The 24,687-nt window shown below is 65.4% G+C and carries 19 protein-coding genes; 9 read left to right on the plus strand and 10 right to left on the minus strand.

The features are described from left to right. The first annotated feature begins 5 nt into the window (after positions 1–5). Positions 6–1,403, plus strand: a complete 1,398-nt coding sequence (locus ABIA30_RS03955; RefSeq protein ID WP_370062254.1) for a hypothetical protein — start codon at positions 6–8, stop codon at positions 1,401–1,403. Positions 1,404–1,418: 15 nt separating this feature from the next. On the opposite strand, the gene ABIA30_RS03960 is transcribed toward ABIA30_RS03955, so the two are convergent. Further along, entirely contained in the window at positions 1,419–2,663 is a 1,245-nt protein-coding gene (locus tag ABIA30_RS03960; RefSeq protein ID WP_370062256.1) for a glycosyltransferase, read from the minus strand. A 231-nt stretch (positions 2,664–2,894) separates the two neighbouring features. On the opposite strand from ABIA30_RS03960, the gene ABIA30_RS03965 reads away from it, so the two are divergent. Beyond that, positions 2,895–6,092, plus strand: a complete 3,198-nt coding sequence (locus ABIA30_RS03965) for an RND family transporter (RefSeq protein WP_370062258.1) — start codon at positions 2,895–2,897, stop codon at positions 6,090–6,092. A 219-nt stretch (positions 6,093–6,311) separates the two neighbouring features. Here the strand turns inward: ABIA30_RS03965 and ABIA30_RS03970 are convergent, their stop codons facing one another. The 7 genes from ABIA30_RS03970 to ABIA30_RS04000 all read right to left on the minus strand — a co-directional run bounded on the left by ABIA30_RS03970 (position 6,312) and on the right by ABIA30_RS04000 (position 12,886). Then, positions 6,312–7,079, minus strand: coding sequence for an ABC transporter permease (locus tag ABIA30_RS03970; RefSeq protein ID WP_370062260.1), 768 nt, complete (start codon positions 7,077–7,079; stop codon positions 6,312–6,314). Positions 7,080–7,117: 38 nt separating this feature from the next. Continuing rightward, positions 7,118–7,855: an ABC transporter permease gene (locus tag ABIA30_RS03975; protein WP_370062262.1), complete on the minus strand. Its 738-nt coding sequence runs from the start codon at positions 7,853–7,855 to the stop codon at positions 7,118–7,120. Continuing rightward, positions 7,852–8,784 carry an ATP-binding cassette domain-containing protein gene (locus ABIA30_RS03980; RefSeq protein ID WP_370062264.1) on the minus strand — a complete coding sequence of 311 codons (933 nt, stop codon included), beginning with the start codon at positions 8,782–8,784 and terminating at the stop codon, positions 7,852–7,854. The genes ABIA30_RS03975 and ABIA30_RS03980 overlap by 4 nt, the downstream gene beginning before the upstream one ends. Positions 8,785–9,133: 349 nt before the next feature. Continuing rightward, entirely contained in the window at positions 9,134–9,853 is a 720-nt protein-coding gene (locus ABIA30_RS03985; RefSeq protein ID WP_370062266.1) for a glycosyltransferase, read from the minus strand. A 28-nt stretch (positions 9,854–9,881) separates the two neighbouring features. Beyond that, positions 9,882–11,621, minus strand: a complete 1,740-nt coding sequence (locus ABIA30_RS03990) for an AMP-binding protein (RefSeq protein ID WP_370062268.1) — start codon at positions 11,619–11,621, stop codon at positions 9,882–9,884. 110 nt (positions 11,622–11,731) lie between these two features. Continuing rightward, positions 11,732–12,466, minus strand: coding sequence for a hypothetical protein (locus tag ABIA30_RS03995; protein WP_370062270.1), 735 nt, complete (start codon positions 12,464–12,466; stop codon positions 11,732–11,734). A gap of 57 nt (positions 12,467–12,523) precedes the next feature. Further along, on the minus strand, positions 12,524–12,886 hold the full coding sequence (locus ABIA30_RS04000) for an XRE family transcriptional regulator (protein ID WP_370062272.1): 363 nt from the start codon (positions 12,884–12,886) through the stop codon (positions 12,524–12,526). 134 nt (positions 12,887–13,020) lie between these two features. On the opposite strand from ABIA30_RS04000, the gene ABIA30_RS04005 reads away from it, so the two are divergent. The 3 genes from ABIA30_RS04005 to ABIA30_RS04015 all read left to right on the plus strand — a co-directional run bounded on the left by ABIA30_RS04005 (position 13,021) and on the right by ABIA30_RS04015 (position 19,223). Further along, positions 13,021–13,659: a hypothetical protein gene (locus ABIA30_RS04005; RefSeq protein WP_370062274.1), complete on the plus strand. Its 639-nt coding sequence runs from the start codon at positions 13,021–13,023 to the stop codon at positions 13,657–13,659. Between the two features lie 222 nt (positions 13,660–13,881). Then, the gene (ileS, locus tag ABIA30_RS04010) at positions 13,882–17,028 is read left to right on the plus strand and encodes an isoleucine--tRNA ligase (RefSeq protein WP_370062276.1); all 3,147 of its coding nucleotides are present in this window, start codon (positions 13,882–13,884) and stop codon (positions 17,026–17,028) included. 86 nt (positions 17,029–17,114) lie between these two features. Continuing rightward, a complete protein-coding gene (locus tag ABIA30_RS04015) occupies positions 17,115–19,223 on the plus strand; it encodes an acyltransferase family protein (protein WP_370062278.1) in 2,109 nt (702 codons plus the stop codon). A gap of 7 nt (positions 19,224–19,230) precedes the next feature. On the opposite strand, the gene ABIA30_RS04020 is transcribed toward ABIA30_RS04015, so the two are convergent. Continuing rightward, a complete protein-coding gene (locus tag ABIA30_RS04020; RefSeq protein ID WP_370062280.1) occupies positions 19,231–19,440 on the minus strand; it encodes an RNA-binding S4 domain-containing protein in 210 nt (69 codons plus the stop codon). 151 nt (positions 19,441–19,591) lie between these two features. Between ABIA30_RS04020 and ABIA30_RS04025 the strand changes: the two genes are divergently transcribed. Next, positions 19,592–20,947 carry a DNA polymerase IV gene (locus tag ABIA30_RS04025; protein WP_370063319.1) on the plus strand — a complete coding sequence of 452 codons (1,356 nt, stop codon included), beginning with the start codon at positions 19,592–19,594 and terminating at the stop codon, positions 20,945–20,947. On the opposite strand, the gene ABIA30_RS04030 is transcribed toward ABIA30_RS04025, so the two are convergent. Beyond that, complete coding sequence (locus ABIA30_RS04030) at positions 20,944–21,900, minus strand: asparaginase (protein WP_370062282.1); 957 nt, start codon at positions 21,898–21,900, stop codon at positions 20,944–20,946. The genes ABIA30_RS04025 and ABIA30_RS04030 overlap by 4 nt on opposite strands. A 41-nt stretch (positions 21,901–21,941) precedes the next feature. Here ABIA30_RS04030 and lspA point away from each other — a divergent pair, with 41 nt between their 5' ends. From lspA to rarD, 3 genes are read left to right on the plus strand one after another with little or no spacing between them, the layout of a single operon-like run. Further along, positions 21,942–22,574, plus strand: coding sequence for a signal peptidase II (gene lspA, locus ABIA30_RS04035; protein ID WP_370062284.1), 633 nt, complete (start codon positions 21,942–21,944; stop codon positions 22,572–22,574). After that, a complete protein-coding gene (locus tag ABIA30_RS04040) occupies positions 22,574–23,497 on the plus strand; it encodes an RluA family pseudouridine synthase (RefSeq protein WP_370062286.1) in 924 nt (307 codons plus the stop codon). Before lspA ends, ABIA30_RS04040 begins: the two co-directional genes overlap by 1 nt. After that, positions 23,494–24,399, plus strand: a complete 906-nt coding sequence (gene rarD, locus ABIA30_RS04045) for an EamA family transporter RarD (protein WP_370062288.1) — start codon at positions 23,494–23,496, stop codon at positions 24,397–24,399. The genes ABIA30_RS04040 and rarD overlap by 4 nt, the downstream gene beginning before the upstream one ends. The last annotated feature ends 288 nt before the right edge of the window (positions 24,400–24,687 follow it).

The following is a 24,687-nucleotide window of genomic DNA, read 5'->3' on the forward strand; positions in this document are numbered from 1 at the left end:
GCCCATTGTCGACCGGCCTGCGAAAACTGTTCCGTCGCTCGACTGACAAGGTCGATGAGCTGGACGACCGCCTACCGTACATGGATCAGGCCACCTTCCTGTCGAACACGGCCAGTGGCCGGGTGCAGGTCATGCACGCCATCTGGTTCTACGAGAAGCCGGTGGACTACGACGGGTTACACAAGTTCCACGAGAACTTCAGTCACACCATGGCGGCCCGCCGGATCGAGCGTTCGCCGCTGCCGTTCGGCCGGCATCGCTGGGTACTGCCCGAGGACTCCGCGGTACCGCTGGATGTTGCCGAAAATACAAGGCCCCGTTCGGAATTGGGGGACTGGTTCGAGGAGCGCACGCATACGCCGATCGATCCGGTGAACGGGCCGAGCTGGCATATCGCAGTGCAGCCGTTCAGCGATGGCTCCACCGGCATTTCGATCATGGTGTCGCACTGCGTGATCGACGGGGCCGGTGGCGTGATGTCCGCGCTCGAAGCGATGATGGGTCACCGCCGCGAGCATCTCTATGATCCGCCCGGCTCCCGGACCAAGTGGCGGGCCATCCGGTCGGATCTGCGACAGGCCCGGCGCGACCTTCCCGAGACGGGCAAGGCGTTGGTCAATGCCGCCAAGATGGCCTATCGACACCACAACGCAGTGGCCGAGAACCGCAACCAGCGTCCGCCGGTGGCTCCGCACTCTGGCAGCGACGAGTATGTGCGGGTGCCGTTCGCCACGGCGATCTTCAACGCGGCCGAATGGGATGCGCGCGCGGAGGCGCTGAACGGCAACAGCTATTCACTGGTCGCGGGGTTCGCGGCAGAACTGGGCCGGCGCATGGGCCGCAGTCGCAGCTCCGATGGCAAGGTGTCGTTGATGGTGGTGATCAACGACCGTCTGACGCTCGACGACACCCGGGCCAACGCCATGTTGTTCACCAACATCGTGGTCGATCCGCACGGGGTCACCACTGACCTGACCGAGATGCGCAGCAATATCCGCGGTGCACTCAAGTCCATCAAGGATGCGCCCGACGAGTCGTTCGCATTGCTGCCGTTGACCCCGTTCATCCCCAAGCGCGCCGTCAATCGGACCGCGGACCTGGTGTTCGGTGATGTTCCGGTCACCTGCTCGAACTTCGGCGAGATACCCACCATGGTGGGCTGTGTCGACGGCGCCACCAACGCCACTTTCGTGACCGCTGCCGGAGCCGATCAGAACATGCGTAAGGCCGATCTCGATCGGACCGGTGGCATGTTGATCGTTGCGTCCGCGCGGTACGACGGTCAGCTGATCCTGGGTGTGATCGGCTACCGCACCGGTGCCGATAACCGCCGGGCCGCGCTGCGCGAACTGCTGGATGAGACAGCCGCGGAGTTCGGTCTGACGCCGACCATGACCTTCTGACCGACGGTCAACAGGTCAGCGGCGGCAGGCCGCCTTCTCCAGTAGGTCCGCCGTGCGCGCGGCGCTGTCCGCGGGCTGGATCATTCGGGCGGCGGCCGCGCGGGCCCGGACCTGATAGTCGGGCTGCAGGGCGGTGCGCAAGGCCTTGTGCAGCACCTTCGCATTGGCGCTCGAAAAGCGGTGCGCCACACCAAGTTTGAGTCGCCTGATCTGATTGGCCCAGACCGGCTGGTCGGCCGCGACCCACAGCACCACCGCGGGGACCCCGGAACGGACCGCGGCTGCGGTGGTACCCGCGCCACCGTGGTGGACCAGCACCCGACACAACGGAAACACCGCCGCGTGGTTGACCGGGCCCACCAGCTTCACGTGATCGCCGAGCGTCAGGTCACCCAGATCCCAGACGCCGGCACTGATCAACGCCCGTTCGCCGAGCTCGGCGCAGACCCGATCGATCATCGACACGGCCTCGGCAGGGGATTTCACCGGCATACTGCCGAAACCGAAGTAGATCGGCGGCTTGTCCGCGGCTATCCACGACATCACGTCAGCGTCGGTCTCGGTGCCCAACTGCATCGACATCGAGCCGACGAACGGCTTGTCCGGGCCGAATTCGGCCGACAGCCCGGGAAACAGCACCTCGTCGTAGGCCTGGATTTCCAGGGCGCCGCGCTCGATCATTCGACGAACCGAGCTGACCTTCGCCGGCGGTAAACCGAGGTTGCGGCGCTGAGCGTCCTCCGACGGCTTGCTCAGCCGCCAGTGACCCCACTCGACCACGCCGAATCCGCGTCGGATCACCGACATCGGCAGCGGAACCGGCACCGGCAGCACCTGACGGTTGGGACGGAACGGGAAGTAGTGCAGGGCCGCCAGCGGAATGTCGTGGTGCTCGGCCACGTTCCCGGCGACGTCCTGGTAGGTCGTGCCGGTCAGGATCAGATCGGCGTCAGCGGCCATCTCGGTCAGCGTCGCCGACATCTCCGGATAACCCTGGGCGATGTATTCCTGGGACTCGCGCAGCACCGTGAGCGGGTTGCGCACAGTGTGCAGCTCGCGGAACAGATCGGCGTCGAGTTGCTGCTGGGAATCCACCCCGTAGCTGGCTGCTTGGGGCAACCCGGCGGACGTGACGAACTCCCGTAGATTGGGCGGTACCGCCAGCCGCACCTCATGGCCGCGCCGCAGCAGTTCCTGCGCAACGGCACCAGCCGGTTCGATATCGCCTCTGGTCCCGTGGACCGCGACGGCAAACTTCACGCGGCACCCTCGCAGCCATGGTGACGTAGCAGCACCGCAGCCAGCGATGTTGCTGGCCTCGCAGACCGCGATCGCTCGACCGCCGGCCGGGCACAGTGGGGAAAGAACAACGACTTCATCGGTGGCACACCCGATTACAGCATGGCTTTGGGCGACCGGCATCACCACATTGCCCGAAATTGCTCGGGCAGATTTGCTTCGTCCAGGTTTGCGACGTGTAGCCTGGTGCGGATGCTGAAACGGGCCTTCTCCAGTGGTGCGTTCGCACATGTGGGATTCGCTGCGTTGGGCAAGTTCGTTGTGCGACGCCCTGTCTTGACCATCGTTGCATGGCTGGGCGTGGCCGTCACGCTCTTTTTGATCGTCCCGCCGCTCGGCGACGTCGCCACCCGCCACCCACCGGACTTCCTGCCCAACGACGCGCCCACCCTGGTGGCCGGCAAGGCCATGAAAGGTGCGTTCCACGAAGCCGATGCCGGCAACGTGGCAATCATCGTTCTCACCAATGAGAAGGGCCTGACCAAGGCCGACGAGGCCGTCTACCGCAAGCTGGTCGACAAGCTCAACGCGGACAAGCAGAACGTGCTGTCCACCCAGGACTTCATCCACATCCCCGAGCTGCGTCAGGTGATGACCAGCAAGGACAACAAAGCCTGGCAGTTGCCGGTCAGCATGAGCGGCACCATGGGTACCGGCCCCGGACAGGCCGCGTATCGCAACGCCCTGGAGTTGGCGCGCGGCGTGGTCGACGGCACCCACCTGAAGTTCAACGTGGTCGGCGCTTCGGCGACGCTGGAAGACATCAATGAGATCGGTGTGCACGATCAGCACCTGATCGAGGCCTCGACCGGCATCCTGGTGTTCAGCATCCTGATGATCGTCTACCGCAGCATCGTCGCCATGCTCTTGCCACTGGCGACCATCGGTGTGTCCCTGGTGGTGGCGCAACAGGTGGTCGCGGCGCTGGGCCTGATCGGGCTGGGCCTGAGCCCACAGACGATCGTGCTGATGACAGGCATGATGATGGGTGCCGGAACCGACTACGCCATATTCTTGTTCAGCCGATATCAGGAACTCGTCCGCACCGGCGAGGACAGCGACGACGCCCTGGTGTCGTCGCTGACGTCCATCGGTGAGGTCATCGCCGGGTCGGCCGGCACCGTGGCCATCACATTCCTGGCGTTGTCGTTCACCAAACTCGGCGTGTTCGCGACCGTCGGCCCGGCCCTGTCGGTCACGGTCTTGATCGGCTTCCTCGCGTCGGTCACGCTGCTGCCGGCGATCATCGTCCTGGTCGGCCGGCGCGGCTGGATCAAACCGCGCAAGGACACGACCGGACGGTTCTGGCGTCGTTCCGGTGTCAACATCGTCCGCCGCCCGATCACCCACTTGGCGGCAAGCCTGGTGATCCTGCTGGCGCTCGCCGGCAGTGCCACGTTGATCGAGTACAACTACGACAACCGCAAGGATCTGCCGGCCGAGGCCGAGAGCAACCTCGGTTATGCCGCGCTGAACAAGCACTTCCCGGTCAGTAGCACCATGCAGCAGTTCATCTTGATCGAGTCGCCCCACGACCTCCGTGCGCCCAAGTCGCTGGCGGACATGGAGCAGTTGGCGCAGCGGATCAGTCAGCTGCCCAACATCGACACCGTGCGAGGCATCACCCGGCCGACCGGTGACGTGCTGGAACAGGCCAAGGCCACGTTCCAGGCCGGCGAGGTCGGCGGCAAGCTGCACGAGGCTTCGGATCTGATCCAGGCCAATGACGGCAACCTGTCGAAACTGACCGACGGCGCATACCAGTTGGCGGCCGCCCTCAATCAGATCCGGGACCAGGTAAACAGCTCCGTTGGTCCGATCAAATCCATGTTGGGCCAAATTGCCGCCTTGGAGGGCCAGACCGGCGGCGCCAACAGCCTCGACCAGTTGAGCAAGACGGCGAAGCTGATGGCGACGATGGGCACCTTGGGCGACGCGGTCGGCAGTCAGTTGGTCAGCGTCGGCGACATCTATCACTGGTCCGGCCAGGCGCTGACTCTGCTCAACCAGACCCCGCTGTGTCCCGTGCAGCCCGCGTGCGTCCAGGTCCGCGACGGCCTGCAGGGCATCGTCGACGGCAACGATCCCGACTCGGTCAACAAGATCATCCACCTGGGCCACATCCTGCAGGGCTACCGCAGCGATCCCGGCGTGGACGACCACATCCGGCAGGCCGGCTCATCGCTCGACTCCGCGGTCTCCGGCCTACAACAGCTCGGCATCTATGACCCGGCGGGCTTGACCGCCAAGCTGAACCAGCTCACCCAGGGCGCCGGCCTGTTGGCCGATTCCAGTAAAGCGTTGGCCGACGGCGTCAAGCTGCTGGTCGATCAGACCCGGGGGATGGGCGGCGGCCTCAACCAGGCTTCGCAGTTCCTGCTCGGTATGAAGCACAATGCGAACACGCCGCAGATGGCCGGCTTCTACGTGCCCCCGGAAATCCTGACCCGAAACGAATTCGAAAAGGCCGCAACGCTTTTCGTCTCGCCGGATGGGCACACCGTCCGTTACCTGGTGCAGACGGCGCTGGATCCGTTCGGCGTGCCCGCCATGGACCAGACCAACGCCATCGTCAAGGCGGCCGAGACCGCGCTGCCCAACACCACGTTGTCCGATGCCAAGGTTTCGATGGTGGGCTTTTCCACGGTCAACCGCGACATCCGCAACTACTACAACAGCGACATCCAGTACATCGTCATCGTGACGCTGATCGTGGTGTTCCTGATCCTGGTTCAGCTGCTCCGCGCCATCGTCGCTCCGCTGTATCTGGTGATGTCGGTGGTGTTGTCCTACGGTTCGGCGCTGGGTATCGGCGTGGTGTTCTTCCAATTCATCCTCGGGCAGGGCATCTCCTGGAGTACGCCAGGTATGTGTTTCCTGGTGCTGGTCGCGGTCGGCGCCGACTACAACTTGTTGTTGATCTCCCGAATACGTGACGAGGCCAAATACGGCGTGCGCTCGGCGATCGTGAAGACGGTCGGTGCGACGGGCGGCGTCATCACCTCGGCCGGTTTGATCTTCGCCGCATCGATGCTCTCGATGACGGTCAGCAGCATCCGAACCGGTGTGCAGATCGGTTTCATCATCGGCGTCGGTCTGCTGCTGGATACGTTCCTGGTTCGTACCATCACGGTTCCCGCCATCGCCGCACTGCTCGGCGACGCCAACTGGTGGCCCTCGAAGTCGCCGCGACGCAAACGTCAGGAAGCCGCCGTTGCCGCGGCACTGGCCGAAGCCGACGAGCGATCCGCGGCCCGCGCTGCTTACCACGCCGCGGGCGAGGAAGCGGTCTGCCCAGAATGCGATGGTGTCGGCTGTGACGCCTGCCAGATGACCGAAACCTACAACTTCGCCAGCCTGATGCAGCGCCGCGACAGTCCGCAGGGGTGATCGAGCGCCATCCCTGACCGCCGATATCCGCGGGCGATACCTGGACCTGTCGCGGTCGCATCTGCGGGTCTACCGATCGGTGATAGGCGCGCAACTGGCGTGGGCGGTTATGACCTCGTTCATGACGATCGAGGTCTTTCGACTGCGATCGGTGGCGGCGCGTTCGACATCGCGGCCACCACCACGGTCAAGACCGTCCCGCCCGCGAACTCCGCTGAATCAGTCGCCGACTTTGCCGGTTTCGGCGGCTTGGCGGTAGTTGCGCACCGCCAGCGGGCTGAACACCGCACCCAGCACGACCATCCACACCGCGGTCAGCGCCAGCGGCAGCCAAATTCCCGCTGCGCCGTGGGACAACCCGCGCATGGCCTGGATGGCCGGCGCGATCGGCTGATACTCGGCGACCGGGCGCATCGCCGCGGGGATCTTGTTGAGCGGGATGATCGCTGCGAACGCCAGACCCATACATCCGGTACCCACCCAGGCCAAGATGGTCCGGGCCTCGGCATGCAACGCCAAGGTGACCACGATCGTGGTGAAGACGACGACGACGAGGCTCGGAATGCACAAGTAGCCGACCAGCCCGACGATGTTCCCCTCGAATCTGTAGCCGAGTGCGTAGCCCGTGGCCAGAATCAGGATCGTTCCGGCCAGGGTGCGCACCGCCTCGGCCAGCAGCGTCCCGGTCAACGCACTGGCTCGATGCACCGGCATCATCCACAACCGGCTGAGCAGGCCGGACTCGCGATCGTGCGGCATCATCATGCCAGCGCCCAGGGCACCGGACATCGCGCCCGTGACCGCACATACCGGGATGAGCACGTCCAGGCTGCTGTTGCCGGTCATCCGGACCATCGATTTGCCGACGAGCAGGCTGTAGGTGATCAGCAGAAGAGTGGGGAACAACAGTGACTGCAATGCCACCGTGGGGTAGCGGCGCCACTGGATGAACAGTCGGCTGGCGAATATCCAGCTCTCCGTCAACATCGAATTATGTTGCGGTGTCAGGGAACTCGTCGCGTCACTCACCGGGTCCGCCTTTGCAGTCGCAGCGCGATCCAACCGAATGTGAGGAGCAACCCCGCACACCAGGCCAGGCTGGCGAACAAGTTGGCCGAATTCACGTGGCCGCTGGTGAAGCTGCGCAGCGTCTCGGTGATCTCAGAGATGGGTTGGTACCGCACGAATGGCTGCACCCACGCCGGGAAGGACTCCAGCGGAGCCACCCCGGTGGACAGCAGTACCAGCAGCAGCTGCGGCACCATCAACAACTGACTGGCGACCTCGGTGCGGGCGGCCTTGGCCCCGGTGGCGTCGGCGCCGAGCGACAACGCCAGAGTCAGGGTCAGGGCCATGGCGAAAAACGCTGCGGTATAGCCGATCCCCGCGGTGAATCGGAACCCGAACGCCCACGCCGCGAGGATCGACGCGACGGTCGCGAGCACACCGCGGACGACGCAGTAGTTCATCCTGGCGATGAGCGGGGCGTACTGCGATATCGGCAGCGTCCGCAGCCGGGTGCCCATACCGCTGGCCTTCTCGTGGGCGGCGCGGTCGGTGGTGGTCAGCGCACCGAACAACATCGCCTGGACCACGACTGCCGGCAGAACATACTGTGCGTAGCTCATGCCGCCGGTGTTGATCACATCGCGCAACAGGAAGGTCAGGCCGGCCAGACCCAGCAGCGGGGCCACCGCTGCGAAGATCAGGTCCACCCGGTTTCGGTTGAGTGTGCGGGCGGTGAGTATTGCCGGCGCGTTCACTTCGTGGAGGCCGGGGTGGTCAGATGCAGGAAAACCTCATCGAGCGATGGGCGGCGCAACGAAATGTCGAGCAGCTCGACACCGAGCTCGTCCATCCGCCGGAACACCTCGGACAAGGTAGCGATACCTTGAGCTGCCGGTATCGAGACAGTGGTCGCCTCGGTGTCGACCTCGACCTCGTCGAAATCGGCCAGCGCGGCGGCGATCTGTGGCAGATCTTTGGAGTTCACCGCCGTCATCTGGCAGTAGCTGCTCCCGGTCTGGCGCTTGAGCTCGTCGGCGGTTCCGCTCGCGACGATCTGCCCGCCGTTGAGGATGACGATCGAGTCGCTGAGGATGTCGGCCTCTTCCAGGTACTGCGTCGTCAGCAGGACGGTGATGTCCTGTGCCTTCAGCGAGGACACCAGGTTCCAGACATCGCGGCGGCTGCGCGGGTCGAGGCCGGTGGTCGGCTCGTCCAGGAACAGCACCTTGGGCTGCACCACCAGCGATACGGCGATGTCGATGCGTCGGCGCATACCACCGGAATATCCGCTGACCTGGCGATCGGCTGCATGGCTCATGTCGAACTGCTCGATGAGTTCGTCGGCCCGGCTCCGCGCGTCGGTGCGGCCCAGCCCGCGCAGCCGGCCGAACAGCACCAGGTTCTCCCGGCCGGTCAACCGCAGATCGAGGGCAGCGTCCTGTCCTGTCACGCCGATGCTGCGGCGTACCTGGCCCGGTTCGCGTACGACGTCGTAGCCGGCCACGATTGCGGTGCCCGACGTCGGCTTCAGCAAAGTCGACAGGATGTTCACGGTCGTGGTCTTGCCGGCACCGTTGTGTCCCAACAACGCGCATACCGTGCCAGTCGGAACGGAGAAGCTCACGTCGCGTAAAGCGGGAACGCCTCCGCCGAATGTCTTGGCGACGTTGTTAAGCTCGATCACGCGCCATACGATACAGCGGTCATCGGAGTCTTTGACTGTGTGCCGGTTCCATTGGACCGGCACTGGCGCCCAGAGCGCCAGTGGGCAGACTCGCTTTTCATCGACCAGAAACCCGCAACGCAGATCCGACGGTCCGCAATTTGCTGTTGCCTCCATTGATTTTCCGACACTGGTCGTCGGGCACTGCCGGTGAGCGCATCGGCCGGACGCTGAATTGACCTACCGCGCAGAGTGATTCGACTATCCACCCGCCGGTGACCAGAAACACCATTGGTGGGCCCGCAGGAGTGGACCGGACACATTGTGGCTACGCCAGTTCGAAAGGCGCAGTCTTGTCCGAGCCGCGATATCAGCGGATCTCCGTCCATTCCTTACTGGCGGATTTCTTGAAGAGGCTCACCGACATGGAGTTGCTGAACCATTGCCAGCTGAGCTTGCGCCAGCCGATGGCGTGTGCGCGGCGGCCGGTGTGGAATACCGTGAGTTTGTTTTCGAACCGGGTCCGCCCGATCTTCGACAGCCGCTTGAACAGGTCCATGTCCTCGGCCGCGGTCAGCTTCTCGTCGAATCCGTTCACCTTGCGGAACGCCTCGGCATCGATCATCTGAAACTCGCCACCGGAAGCGCCGGTGCGCAGCAGGTTGTTCTGCACCCGGAACTGCACACCGAGGGCGAAGAACATGTACGCGTCCGCCCAGGTCCGCTGGTCGGGGAAGACCCGATACTTCACCGTCAGGGCCACCAACCGGGGTTCGGCACCGAAGGCTTCGCCGGCGACGCCGAAGAAGTCGTCGATATCCGGGATGACGACGTCGGCATCGACGAAAACGACGTAGTCACCGGTTGCCACGTCCGCACCCATGTTCCGGGCCATGGCGATCGTCTGCCGCTCGGGCTTGTCGTAGATGACGATCTTGTCGGTGTACCTACGGCAGATCTCGACCGTGCGGTCGGTGCTGCCACCGTCGGAAATGATGACCTCATGCGGACCGGAGAAGCTGTCGAGGCTTTGCAGCGTGGCCTCGATCGTCTTCTCTTCGTTCAGCGTCGGAATGACGAATGAAATCATGTGCGTGGATCCCCCGTGGACCGTCTGCTCAGGCGTCCAGCCGGGCCAGCTCGCCCTTCCGGTACAGCTCGGTGCAGGCCTGCCGGCGGATCTTGCCACTGGTGGTGATCGGGATCGAGCCGCGGCCGACCAGCACCAGGTCGGCGGCGTTGACGCCGTGCGCCTGGGAGATCGCCGACGTGACGTCATGCTTGACCTGCGCCAGGTTCTCCCGAATCTCGTCTTCGGTGTCACCGCGCTTCTTGATCTCGATCACGACGGCAAACTGCTCGACGCCGTCCTCCTCGAAGCCGACGGCTGCGGTGCGGCCGCCGGAGACCGCGCTCACGGTCGCCTCGATGTCGTCGGGGTAGAGGTTGCGACCGCGGATGATCAGCAGGTCCTTGATCCGGCCGATGATGAACAGTGCGCCCTCGGAGATGAAGCCGAGGTCACCGGTGCGCAGCCAGCCGTCCGAAGGTGTTCCCTCCGAAGCATTTTCGAGGACGCCACCGAAGGTCTTCGCGGTTTCCTCGGGCTTGTTCCAGTAGCCGGCGCACACGTTCTCGCCGTGGGTCCAGATCTCACCGACGATGCCGTCGGCCACCACCAGACGGGTCTCCGGGTCGACGATGCGCACCAAAGGTGAGTCGGGTGCGCCATAGCTGACCAACGGGCTGCCGGATTCGACCCGCTCGACGATGCCGTCGGCGAGTTTCTCGGTGTCGAAATCAACCACGGTCGGCGGCTCACCGGATTCGCGGGACGCGACGTACAGGGTGGCCTCGGCCAGGCCGTAGCTGGGCCGGATGGACTTACCGGGCAGACCGAACTTGGTGAAGCGCTGGATGTAGCGCTTGACCGTCGTCGGCTGAACGCGCTCGGCGCCACTGAAAACGGTCAGAACCGAGCTCAGGTCCAGGCCCGCCATGTCCTCGTCGGTGGTCCGCGCGGCGGCCAGGTCGAAGGCGAAGTTCGGTGCGGCGGTGATCACATTCTTGTGGCTGCCCATCAACTGCACCCAGCGGGCGGGCTTGACCAGGAAGGAGATCGGGCTGGTCATCACGGTGTGCCAGCCACCCAGAATCGGGGTGCACACACCCAGCAGCAGACCCATGTCGTGGTAGAGCGGCAACCAGGAAACCACCGTGCTCCCGGGGGGCGCCACCTTGCCCCATTCGGAGAAGAAGACCGCGATCATCTGCTCGTAGTTGGCAGACACATTGCGGTGCGAGACCATGACGCCGGCGGCGGTGCGGGTGGAGCCCGAGGTGTACTGCAGGTAGGCGGTGTCCGGGCGGACCTCGCGGCGCGAGGCTGCCTTACGCCGGATGGTCAGGTCCAGGTCATCGACCGCCAGCACGGTCGGCGCCCGGCCGTCGTCGTTCGGGGTCGCGTAAGGCGTGACGGCGTCGATGTTGGCCTTGGTGGTCAGCGCGACGGCAGGCTGGCTGTCCTTCATGACCGAGATGACGCGCTCGTCGTGGTGGCCCATCATGGGCTGGGTCAGCGGCACCGCGATCATGCCGGCTTCGAGGGCGCCGAGAAATCCCAGGACGTACTCAAGGCTCTGCGGGGCGACGATCACCACGCGATCGCCCACCTCACCGTGCTGACGCAGTTCGTAGGCCAGAGACACCGACTGCTGGTAGAGCTGGGACCAGGTCAGGCTGATGGCCACACCGTCAGCGTCGTGGTCGTAGTCCATGAACGTGAACGCGATGTCGTTGGGCTGCAGGCTGGCCCGCTCGCGCAGAACAGCCGGTATTGACGACTCGATCACGGACACTTCCTCCTATGAATTTTCACCCGGGGCGAATCGCAGCCTAGGCCATCAGACGGTGTCCCGTTCAGATGGGCCGTTCAGCTCCAGAGTGCAGGCAACACCGCCGGCACCGGTCAGCGGTCAGCTTTGCTGAACCACTTTCGTTTGACGAGCCACGAATGCGCGGAAGCCAGGGCGAACACTGCGCCGCACATGCAGGCGAACAACCAGACGACGTGACCGTTTTCCCAGGGCTGCAGAGTCGGCACCAGAGCCGTCGTCACCCGGACGGTACAGGCGGCGATACCGCTCGCGGTGGCAGCCAGGTAGATGTTCGCGATCTTCCGCGATTGCGGATCGGCACGCAGCACCAGCAGGGCCCGGCCACCGAAGACCAGCAGGTAGATGATCGTGCTGCAGAGCACGATCCAATAGGCCGTCAGCCAGCCGTCGGTGGGCATGGTGAACAGGTCGCGGGAGAACTCACGCGAGGCGTTGCTCATGGTGAACAGGGCCAACAGCACCGGAATACAGAGGGTGGCGGGGCGTTCGACGTACTGGGTGAACATCTTCTGCATGGCCGCGTCTTCTTGCAGCCGGCCCATGGCGTTGTAGACGATCGCGGAAGCGGCGACGATGTAGCAGTCGTGGCCGACGTAGGCCTGCAGGTTCCATACCCCGGTGAGCGAGTGCAACGCCCGACCGAGAGTTTCGGCGGCGACGGGGGACATCAGCGCCACAGCGCCGGCCTGCAATGCGATGTTCAGGGTGGCTGCGACTTCCCACCGGCACGTCCATGTGACGCGACGAATCCACAGACTCCACGCCATGCAGGCGAGAGTGATGAGGAGGAGGAATGTCAGTGCCATGCTGCAATGCCTTTGACGGTGCTGTTTGTGGCCAAAACCGGTAGGCGAATTCTACTGCTACAGCGGCGGCGCGTCGGCACGACGCGTGAGATTGGCCAGCTTTGTCGTTTTCACGCGCTGCTCGGAGCGCACCTGCGTGGTTGTCATCACCGAAAGCGATGTCGACCCCAGATAGCTGACGACTTCCTCATGGGTCATCAGTCCGAAGCGAATCTGCATGTCGGGATAGCTCAGCTGGAAACGGTCGGCCACCAACCGCAATTCCTCGGCGTTGGGGTAGCTGTCCTCTTTGATCCGCCGGTAGTAGGTGCTGCTGGAAATGCCGAGCGCATCTTGGATCGCTCTCGCCTCGACGTCGCCGTCGAATAGGTAATCCAGCAGAGCCTTGAGCTGTCTGCCGTTCTCATCGGTCCGGGGCACCCACCCACAGTAAACGTTTCCCGCTATTGATTGCTAGCAACCGGGCCTGTGACATTTCTGCCTTAATTGACACCAGTGTCAGACTTTTGGGAGTGGTGTCCCAATTTTGGGACACATAAGTTAGCCTATGTGTCATGGCTCTCGCTTACGTCGACTTCGGACTGGACTCCGAGTCGAAGACCACCCCCCTCGCGATGACGATCGCGGACTACGACGCCGATGGCGCGCCGGCAGTCGGCGATATGTCTCGGCTCTCCGCTCCCTTGTCGTCGGTCCTGACTGAGGAACTCGACGGCGCACGCCAGGCGATGAGCCTGGACGTCGAGGTCTACCTGCTCGCTGCACTGGGCCGCGCCATCGAGCGCACCATCGGCGCCGGCATGACCCTGGTCGACCTCTCCACTTCGCACCGGCCGGCCGGTCTGCGCCAGCTTGCCCTGGACTGCGTGTCAGCCACCGAGGTCGACGCGACCGAGATGCTGCGCGCAGTGAACGTGACCTACAGCGAGGCTCGCCGCGGCGCCCCCAACTGGGAGTCCTCGGATGTGCTGCTGAGCTGTGTCGCCGTGGCGGTCCGCAACGCGCACCCCGAGATGGGTCACGCCCTCGAGCTGCACGCCTACCGTCAGGACGGCGTACTGCAGCTCGACTGGTGGTACGACAACCGGCGCTTCGAGCCCTACACCATCGAAGAGCTGTCCGATCAGTTCCCGCTCGCGCTCATCGAGTTGGCCTCCGAGGCCATGCCGAACCCCGTGGTCGTCGCGGGCTAGACTCGGCGCATCGGCATTGATCCGGCCATCACCGGGGAGCCTTCGGAAGAACAGTCGGTCGCTACCGGCCCAGTAGAGCCGAACGGGTAGGCCCGTCATCGCCGGTAAGTGAGCGGCGCACCCTGGTGCGCAAGCGGGGTGGTACCGCGGCACTCGCGCCTAGTCGCGAGAACGTCGTCCCCGTGCCTGGATTGAGCAACCGTGGCACAGGAGAAGACTGACGTGACCGCCTACCCGAAGCCGGCCAGCGGCGCCCCGAATTTCCCCGACCTCGAACTCGAGGTGTTGGACTACTGGGCTGCCGACGACACCTTCCGTGCCAGCATCGCGCAACGGGACGGCGCCGAGGAATACGTCTTCTATGACGGACCGCCCTTTGCCAACGGTCTGCCGCACTACGGGCACCTGCTGACCGGTTACGTCAAGGACATCGTCCCGCGGTACCGAACCATGCGCGGCTACAAGGTGGAACGCCGCTTCGGTTGGGACACGCACGGCCTACCCGCCGAGCTCGAGGTCCAGCGTCAGCTCGACATCACTGACAAAGCCCAGATCGAGGCCATGGGCATCGGGGCGTTCAACGACGCCTGCCGCGCTTCGGTTATGAAGTACGCGAACGAGTGGCGGTCCTACGTCACCCGCCAGGCCCGCTGGGTCGACTTCGACAACGACTACAAGACGCTCGATCTGCCGTTCATGGAGTCGGTGATCTGGGCGTTCAAGCAGCTCTGGGACAAGGGCCTCGCGTACGAGGGCAATCGCGTGCTGCCGTACTGCTGGAATGACGAGACCCCCCTGTCCAACCACGAGCTGCGGATGGACGACGACGTCTACCAGAGCCGCCAGGATCCGGCGCTGACCGTCGGTTTCCGCGCGGTCGACGGCCCGGTCGCCGGCTCATACCTGCTGGTGTGGACCACCACGCCGTGGACGCTCCCGTCCAACCAGGCCGTCGCGGTCCACCCCGAGGTGACATACCTGCAGGTTGTGGGGCCCGATGAGCGCCCATACGTGCTGGCCGAAGCGCGGCTGGCGGCGTACACCCGCGAGTTCGGGGAAGAGCCTGTCGTCGTCGGCAGCTATCTGGGCGCTGAACTGCTGGGCACGCATTACCTGCCGCCGTTCCCGTACTTCGTCGATACCGACCAGGCACGGGGCGCATTTCAGGTGCTGCAAGGCGATTTCGTCACCACCGAGGACGGCACCGGCATCGTCCATATGGCACCGGCCTACGGCGAGGACGACAAGGCCACCTGCGATGCCGCCGGCATCGTCGCGGTCACCCCGGTGGACTCCAGGGGCCGGTTCGATACGACTGTGCCGGACTATCTGGGACAGCAGGTCTTCGAGGCCAATCCGCAGATCATCCGAGACCTGAAGAACGGCACCGGTCCGGCGGCGGTGAACGCACCCGTGCTGCTGCGCCACGAAACCTACGAGCACTCGTACCCACATTGCTGGCGGTGCCGGCAGCCGCTGATCTACCGGGCGGTGTCATCCTGGTTCGTCAAGGTCACCGAGTTCCGCGACCGGATGGTCGAGCTCAACCAGCAGATCACCTGGTATCCCGAGCATGTGAAGGACGGCCAGTTCGGCAAGTGGCTGGCGGGGGCGCGGGACTGGTCGATCTCGCGAAACCGATACTGGGGCAGCCCGATTCCGGTGTGGAAGTCCGACGATCCGGCCTATCCGCGCATCGACGTCTACGGCAGCCTGGACGAATTGGAGCGCGACTTCGGCGTCCGCCCCGACAATCTGCACCGCCCCTACATCGATGAGTTGACCCGCCCCAATCCCGATGACCCGACCGGCCGCTCGACCATGCGCCGGATCGAGGACGTATTCGACGTCTGGTTCGATTCCGGCTCGATGCCGTACGCGCAGGTGCACTACCCGTTCGAGAATGCGGACTGGTTCGACGGGTCGGCAACTGAGAGCGCTCATTTCCCAGGCGATTTCATCGTCGAATACATCGGCCAGACCCGCGGCTGGTTTTACACCATGCACGTGCTGGCCACCGCACTGTTCGACCGTCCGGCATTCAAAGCCTGTGTGGCACACGGCATCGTGTTGGGTAACGACGGCCAGAAGATGAGCAAGTCGCTGCGCAACTACCCGGATGTGTCCGAGGTGTTCGATCGTGACGGTTCCGATGCCATGCGTTGGTTCCTGATGGCCTCGCCGATCCTGCGTGGCGGCAACCTGATCGTCACCGAGCAGGGCATCCGGGACGGGGTGCGGCAGGTACTGCTGCCGGTGTGGAACGCCTACAGCTTCCTGGCGCTCTACGCGCCACAGAAAGGCAAGTGGCGCACCGACTCTGAAAATGTCTTGGATCGCTACATCCTGGCCAAGCTGGCCGAGCTGCGGGAATCCTTGACCGCGGCTCTGGATGAGTGCGACATCTCCGGCGCCTGCGAGCAGCTGCGGCAGTTCGCCGAGGCGTTGACGAATTGGTATGTGCGACGGTCGCGTTCGCGATTCTGGGACGAGGACGCCGACGCCATCGACACCCTGCATACCGTGCTCGAAGTGACCTGCCGACTGGCTGCGCCGCTGCTGCCGCTGACCACAGAGGTGATCTGGCGGGGACTGACCGACGAGCGTTCGGTACACCTGACCGACTGGCCGCAGGACAGTGTGGTGCCGGCCGATCCCGAGTTGGTCGCGGCGATGGATCAGGTGCGCGAGGTGTGCTCGTCGGGTTCGTCGCTGCGCAAGGCCAAGAAACTGCGGGTGCGGCTGCCACTGCCCAAACTGACTGTCGCAGTGGAAAACCCGGAGGCGTTGCGGCCGTTCGCCGACCTGATCGCCGACGAGCTGAACGTCAAGGCCGTCGAGTTGTCGGACGATATCGCCGCCTACGGCCGATTCGAATTGGCGGTCAACGCCAAGGTGGCCGGGCCGCGGATCGGCAAAGACGTGCAAGCTGCGATCAAGGCCGTCAAATCCGGTGAGGGCGTGCTGAATCCAGACGGCACGCTGGCCGCCGGGCCCGCCGTGCTGCTGCCGGGGGAGTACAGCTCGAAACTTGTTGCCGCCGACGCGGAGTGGACCGCAGCGCTGCCGGATGGCGCCGGGCTGGTGGTGCTCGACGGCGCCGTCACCGAGGAGCTGGAGGCCGAGGGCTGGGCCAAGGACCGGATCCGCGAACTGCAGGACCTGCGTAAGTCCAGCGGTCTGGAGGTTTCCGATCGGATCACCGTCGTCTTGGCGGTGCCCGCGGACAAGCAGGACTGGGCCCGCACCCATACCGGGTTGATCGCCGGGGAGATCCTGGCGACCAGCTTCGCCATCGTCGAGCCCGGTGCACTGGCTGACGGTGCCGATGTCGGCGACGGTGCTCGGGCCTCGATCGCGAAGGCCTGAGCCCGCAACCGCTAAATAGTCACGGCCGTAAACGTGTGTGAGAATAGGCCGACTTTTCCGATGGTGTGACGCGGTAGGAGTGGGCCTTGTCTGTTGAGCTGTGTGCGGCCAACGGCGCAGGTCAACGGGGATATGCGCCGCTGAACACCCGGCCTGACCTGCAGGGTATGCGGGCGTTCGCGGTGCTCACGGTGTTCGCCAACCACCTGTTCGGCTGGCCTCGCGGCGGTTTCGTGGGCGTCGACGTGTTCTTTGTGCTGTCCGGGTTCTTCATCACCGCGCTGCTACTCAAGCAGTGCGCCGCCACCGGCAGGATCTCGTTCGCCGATTTCTATCGCCGCCGGGTGCGACGCATCATCCCGTCAGCGGTCCTGGTCACTGTGGTCACCCTCATCGGCAGCTATCTGCTCCTCACCGCACCCCGGGCCAAGTCCGCGCTCATCGACGGGCTGTGGGCGACGGTCTTCGGTTCGAACTGGCGATTCGGGCGCATCGGTGCCGACTACTTCGCCGAAGGCCAGCCCAAATCGCCACTGCTGCACTACTGGTCGTTGTCGATCGAAGAGCAGTTCTATTTCGTGTGGCCGCTGGTACTGCTGGGGCTGTTCGCCTTGACCCGGCGTTACTCGTCGAACTCGGAGACGTACAGCCCCGCCCGACAGCGCTGGTTGACCGGTGCCATGACGACGGTGTGTGTCTTGTCGTTCGCGCTGGCCTGTATCCAGACCCATGTCAATCCGACGGGCGCCTACTTCTCGACCTTCACTCGGGTCTGGGAACTCGGTGTCGGTGCGCTGCTCGCCATTTGTGCACCGCTGCTGGCGGGCCTGCCCGATGCGCTCCGGCCGCTCCTGTCGTACCTCGGGCTGGCGGGTGCGATCGCGTCGCTGTTCGTCATCACCCCGTCCAGCCCGTTCCCGGGACCGTGGGCTGCATTACCGGTGTTGTCGACGGCCCTGGTCATCGCGGCATTCGTCGGTGGTCAGGTGCGGGCGGTGCCGCATCTGACCAACCGGGTCGCCCGGTATTTCGGTGACGTCAGCTACACCCTGTACCTGTGGCACTGGCCGGTGATCATGCTGCTCTCGGTGCTCTTGCCGCCGGCTTGGCCGTACTACGTAACGGTGATCGTTTCGTCCCTGGTGTTGACGCACGTGACCTATCGCTTCTACGAGAACCCCATCCGGCATTCGGCCTGGCTGGACCACGGCACGCGGCTGTTCGGCCGCATCCAGATCTCCCAGAAGATATGGGCAACCGCCGGTGCGGTAGCCGCCGTGGCGATTGCCATGTCGGCAGTCGTGATCGAGGTCGATGCCAATGCGCACTCGCCGCATGACGAGGATCTGGTCATCGATGCCGCAGGCCCGCGAGTCGCCGATGCGTCAACCACTTGCACTGGGGCGGCAGCGCTCACCACCCAGGGATGCGTGCTGTACGACCCGGCTCGACCGGTCGCCCCGAGTATCGACTACTTCGCACACGACGGACAGGGTGCGTTCAAGTGCTTCGGCGAGCGCACCGATCCACTGGAGTCCTGTACCTACGGCTATCGCGGCGCTGGCGCCAAGCGGATCGCCATCGTCGGGGATTCTCACGCCGCCATGTTGTTGCCGGCCCTGTCGCCGTATTTGATGGAAAACCATTGGAATATGACGACGTTCCTCGGCTGGGGTTGCCAGTGGACGGCTCACGCGCTGGAAAACGACGACTGCAAGAAAGCCATGCCGGACATCCAGCACAAGCTGCTGTCGGAGAAGTTCGACGTGATCGTCACGACGGCCAGTCGCCAGAAAGCGGGCGACGCCGAGGGGTTTGTGAAGATGTGGGGCCCGGTCGTGGCAACGGGGTCGAAGATCCTGGCGGTGGGCGACGTACCTGTGGTCTCCGAGGAGACGCTCGATTGCATGACGCGGGTCGGCGTCATCCGAAACTGCGCGACACCGCGGAGTACGGCACTGGCCACGACCGACCCCATTCTCGCGGCCGCTGCGCAGGTACCCGGAGTGACCACGCTCGACATGACCAACTCGTTCTGCGGGGCGGATAAGTGCCCCGCAATCATCGGCAACGTGATCGTCTATCAAGACGTCGCCAGCCATATGACTGCGACCTACGCCAAGACCCTTGGTCCGCAGCTCGCCAGGTCGGTCAGAGCCCTGATGGGATCAGACCCAGGGGGAAAGCGCCCGTAAGTTCTGCTCAGCTGATGACCCGTGCACTGGCGCCGCCGTAGTCGACGGTGTCGCCGACCCGCAACTGGCGGCCACGGCGGGTCTCGACCTCGCCGTTCACCCGCACCATTCCGTCACCGATGACGGCCTTGGCGTCGGCCCCACTGTCGATCAGCGACGCCAGCTTCAAAAACTGGCCCAATCGGATCGACTCGTCCCGGATCGGCACGTCGTTCATGTGCAGAACACTAGCCACTGTCACTCACCCCGTCGCTACGCTCGCCCCTGTCGCTCATCCCGTCGCTACGCTCGCCCCTGTCGCTCATCCCGTCGCTACGCTCGCCCCTCTACGATTGCCCACTGTGGATCGCTGGGTCCTGCATCTGGACATGGACGCTTTTTTCGCGTCAGTTGAGCAACTGACCCGGCCGACCCTGCGTGATCGGCCGGTGCTGGTCGGCGGGCTCGGTGGGCGCGGCGTGGTGGCCGGTGCCAGTTATCAGGCCCGCGTGTTCGGGGCCCGTTCCGCGATGCCCATGCACCAGGCGCGGCGTCTGATCGGGGCGACGGCGGTCGTGCTGCCGCCGCGCGGCGCGGTCTATTCGGTGGCCAGCCGCCGCGCGCTGGACACCGTCCGTTCCGTGGTGCCGGTGCTCGAGCAGCTCTCCTTCGACGAGGCATTCGGTGAGCCGGCCGAGTTGGTCGGCGCCACCGCCGGCGACGTCCGCCAGTTCTGCGAAGACCTGCGGGCCAAGGTGCGTGCCGAGACTGGCCTGGTGGCGTCGGTCGGCGCGGGCTCGGGCAAGCAGATCGCCAAGATCGCATCGGGCCTGGCCAAACCCGACGGAATCCGGGTGGTCGGGCGCGACGAGGAGCGCTTGTTGCTCGATCACCTGCCGGTGCGCAAACTGTGGGGGATCGGCCCGGTCGCCGAGGAAAAGCTGCACCGCCTAGGCATCGAGACAGTGGGCGCCCTTGCCGCCCTTGCCGATTCGGAGATCGCCGACGTGCTCGGCGGCACCGTGGGTCCGGCACTGCACCGGTTGGCCCGGGGTATCGACGACCGTCCGGTGCAGGAGCGGGCCGAGGCCAAGCAGATCAGCGCCGAGTCGACGTTTCAGACCGACCTGACCACCCTGGAGCAGTTGCACGACAACATCGGCCCGATCGCCGAGCATGCCCATCGTCGACTGCTCAAAGACGGCCGCGGCGCGCGAACCGTCACGGTCAAACTCAAGAAGTCCGACATGAGCACGCTGACCCGGTCGGCCACGCTGCCGTATGCCAGCACCGATCCGGCGACGCTGACCGCGATGGCGCGCCGACTCCTGTTGGACCCCCTGCAGATCGGTCCAATTCGCCTTGTCGGCATTGGCTTTTCGGGTTTGACCGAGGCCCGCCAGGAGTCGCTGTTCCCGGACATCGAGTTGGCCGACCTCACCGACACCACCCCGGCCCCCTCGGCCCTGCCCACAGCGCAACCGACCGAAACGGCATGGCGAATCGGCGACGACGTCACCCATGCCGAGCACGGTCACGGCTGGGTGCAGGGCGCCGGGCACGGAGTCATGACGGTGCGCTTCGAGACCCGGGCCAGTGGGCCGGGGCCGGCGCGCACCCTGCCTTCCGACGATCCGGCGATCAGCAAGGCCGACCCGGTGCACAGCCTGGACTGGCAGGAGTACCTGGCCTGCGCACCGCACGACGATGACACCGGACCCGGCGCCAAAAGCGTGCAGCACTAGCCCCACTCGGCGAACACCTCGGCAACGGGGGCGCCAGCGGCCAGCGCCGCCATCAACAACACGCGGGCCTGGGCGGCCCGCAGTGCGCCTGCTGATACGGCGCCGGCGTCCATCAGTGCTCGCCCCGGCCCGTAACCGGCGGTGACGCGCGCGCCGGGCACCCGGGTACTGACCACCACCGCAACTCCTGTCTCGCGAAGCCGGCGCACCCCGGCGACCATCGCCGAGCCGGCGTTACCGGAGCCGAGGGCTTCCAGCACCACGCCGCCGGCTCCCGCAGCGACGAACGCGTCCATGGCCAGCGCGTCACTGCCGGCGTATGCGGCGACGATGTCGACCCGTGGTGCGGCCGCAGCCGACCGCATCCCGAACGCCGGCTGCGCCTTGACCGCACCCGGCACAAAGCCGGTCCGGTCGATCAACCCGACTGCGGTGCCGACCAGGCTGTGCTCGGCCTTCGTCAGTCCTAGTGGCTGCCACACCGTCCCGGCGAAGCTCACCAGCACCCCGAGTCCACGCGCCGCCGGACTGGCGGCCAGGGCGATCGCCTCGCGCAGGTTCTGCGGTCCGTCGGCGTCGGGTGCATCACTGCTGCGCATCGCCCCGGTGAGGACCACCGGCGTGGTGCCGTCGTACGTGGCGTCCAGCCACAGCGCGGTTTCCTCCATGGTGTCGGTGCCGTGCGTGACGACGATCCCGTCGACCCCTTCGGTGCCCGCCGCTGCGTGCACGGCGGCGGTGATCCGGTCCCAGTCCGCCGGGGTCAGTTCGGAGCTGTCGACGGCCATCAACTCGACGGTGTCGACCTGCAGATCTGTCGACAGATCCCTGGTCAGGTCGGCGGCGCTCCGGCTGGGACGGGCGACTCCGTCGGCGTCGGTGCTGGTGGCGATGGTGCCCCCGGTGGCGATCACGACGACGCGGCGGGCCGCGGGCTGCGCGTTGGAGCTCATGCGGCGATTGTTCACCACCGCCGCTTTGGGATGATGGGGGAGTGAGCGAGGAATCCGCGGAGTCGGACACCCAGACGACCGCAGCACAAAGTACGGCTGAGCCGCGTCGGTTGAAGCTGTTGACGGCGGTGGCCGCCGTCGTGCTGGCGCTGGACGTCATCACCAAGGTGGCCGCCGTGCACCTGCTGGTCCCGAATGAGCCGGTGCCCATCATCGGAGACACCGTCTCCTGGACTCTGGTGCGCAACTCGGGCGCGGCGTTCTCGATGGCCACCAGTTACACCTGGGTGTTGACGCTGATCGCGACCGGTGTGGTGGGCGGCATCATCTGGATGGGCCGGCGATTGGTGTCGCCGTGGTGGGCGCTCGGCCTGGGGTTGGTGCTCGGCGGCGCGCTGGGCAACCTCATGGACCGCTTGTTCCGGGCCCCGGGCCCACTGCGTGGGCATGTCGTCGACTTCCTGTCGGTCGGCTGGTGGCCGGTGTTCAACGTGGCTGACTCCGCGGTGGTGTGCGGGGCGGTGCTCCTGGTCGGCTTGTCGCTGTTCGGCTACGACTTCGATACCGTCGGCCGACGCCAGGACGCCAAACCCGACACCGCCGACACCGCGGAGTCTTCGGCGGCCACCACCGACGCCGAGGCCACGGCCGCCGACGGAACTGACCCGAGCTGATGACGACTCGCTCGATGCCGGTTCCCGAAGGACTCGCCGGTATGCGCGTCGACGCGGGCCTGTCCCGGCTGCTGGGGCTGTCGCGTACCGCGGTGGCCGCTATCGCCGAGGAGGGCGGCATCGACATCGACGGAGTGCAGGCGGCCAAGTCGGACAAGCTGACTGCCGGTTCCTGGCTCGAGGTGCGGCTGCCGGAGGCGCCCGCCCCGGTGGAGAACACGCCTCAAGAGATCGAGGGCATGGAGATCCTTTACTCCGATGCCGACATCGTCGCGGTGGACAAGCCGGCCGGGGTGGCGGCGCACGCGTCGGTCGGGTGGACCGGGCCGACGGTGCTCGGCGGTCTGGCCGCGGCGGGTTTCCGGATCTCCACGTCCGGTATCCACGAACGCCAGGGCATCGTGCACCGGCTCGATGTCGGGACGTCCGGAGTCATGGTGGTGGCACTGTCCGAGCGGGCCTACACCGTGCTCAAGCGAGCGTTCAAGGCCCGCACCGTCGAAAAGCGTTATCACGCACTGGTTCAGGGGCATCCGGATCCACATAGCGGCACGATCGATGCCCCCATTGGACGGCATCGCAGCAATGACTGGAAGTTCGCGGTCACCGAGGGCGGTCGCCCCAGCGTCACCCACTACGACACCATCGAAGCGTTCGTCCGCGCCAGCCTGCTCGATGTGCATCTCGAGACGGGTCGAACCCACCAGATCCGGGTGCACTTCTCGGCGTTGCACCATCCGTGCTGTGGCGACATGACCTATGGCGCCGATCCGACCCTGGCGAAAAAGCTTGGGCTGGAGCGGCAATGGCTGCACGCCAAGTCCTTGGCCTTCGCGCATCCAGCGGACGGACGGTGGATCGAGATCACCAGCGAATACCCCGAGGATCTCCAACACGCGCTCGACGTACTGCATAACCAGTGACAACGCCGTCGTCCCCGCAGAGCCGCGGCCTGTGGCTCGGGTTGGGCGCCTACGGTTCGTGGGGTCTGTTCCCGGCCTTCTTCCCGCTGCTCAAGCCGGCCGGGGCGTTCGAGGTACTGGCTCACCGCATCGTGTGGACGCTGCTGTTCATGACGGTGGTACTGGTGTTGACCCGTCGGCTCGGCGACCTGCGCACTTTGACCGCCCGCACCTGGGGCCTGCTGGTCGGTGCCTCGGCGTTGATCTCGATCAACTGGGTCATCTACATCTATGCGGTCAACAACGGCCATGTGGTCGACGCGGCGCTGGGCTACTTCATCAATCCGCTGGTGAGCGTGGCCCTCGGTGTTGCGCTGTTCGGTGAACGCCTGGGTCGTGCCCAGCTGGCGGCGCTGGCGATCGCGCTGGGCGCGGTCGCGTTGTTGGCGGTGGCTGCCGGGTCGCTGCCGTTGATCGCGTTGGGACTGGCGGCCTCGTTCGGTTTGTACGGCGCGGTGAAGAAGGTGGTGCCGGCCGATCCGCGGGTGAGTGTCGGGGTCGAAGCCGCACTGGCCGGGCCGTTCGCCCTGGGGTATCTGGTGATGCTGACCGTCGCGGGGCAGTCGACGTTCACCGGACACGGAGGCGGACACGTGGCGCTGCTGCTGCTGTGCGGCCCGGTCACCGCGATTCCGTTGTTGATGTTTGCCGGTGCGGCACAGCGCTTGCCGCTCGTGACGATGGGGCTGTTGCAGTACCTCACTCCGGGCTTGCAGATGGCGTGGGGTGTTTTCGTCGGCCGTGAGCCGATGCCCGCGAGCCGCTGGGCGGGTTTCCTGTTGATCTGGGTGGCATTGGCGATCTTCACCGGCGACGCAGTACGGCGCGCACGGGCCTCAGCCACGAAGGTTCCGATCAGCTGAATATTAACGCTTGACAAGGACAACCAAGCCAGTGCAGATACAGCGTGCGCTCAGGTAGTGCACAGCTACCACTGGGGTGGTCACGCGGCGGTAACAGCATCTCGGAATCGATGGCCCGGTTTCGTCCCGGCCCCCTGTCACCCGACCCCCGAACAATCGGCCCCGCCGATGGCCGTTGACCAGCAGAATCCCGTCTGGCCTGCATCAATATCCGACGCACGACGAATGCGATTACGGCGAGATGTCGTCAGGTCGGGCACAGGATGAGCCACAGCGCGCGGCTTCGGT

This window comes from Mycobacterium sp. MAA66 (assembly GCF_041261665.1).
In the GTDB taxonomy this organism is placed as follows: Bacteria; Actinomycetota; Actinomycetes; order Mycobacteriales; family Mycobacteriaceae; genus Mycobacterium.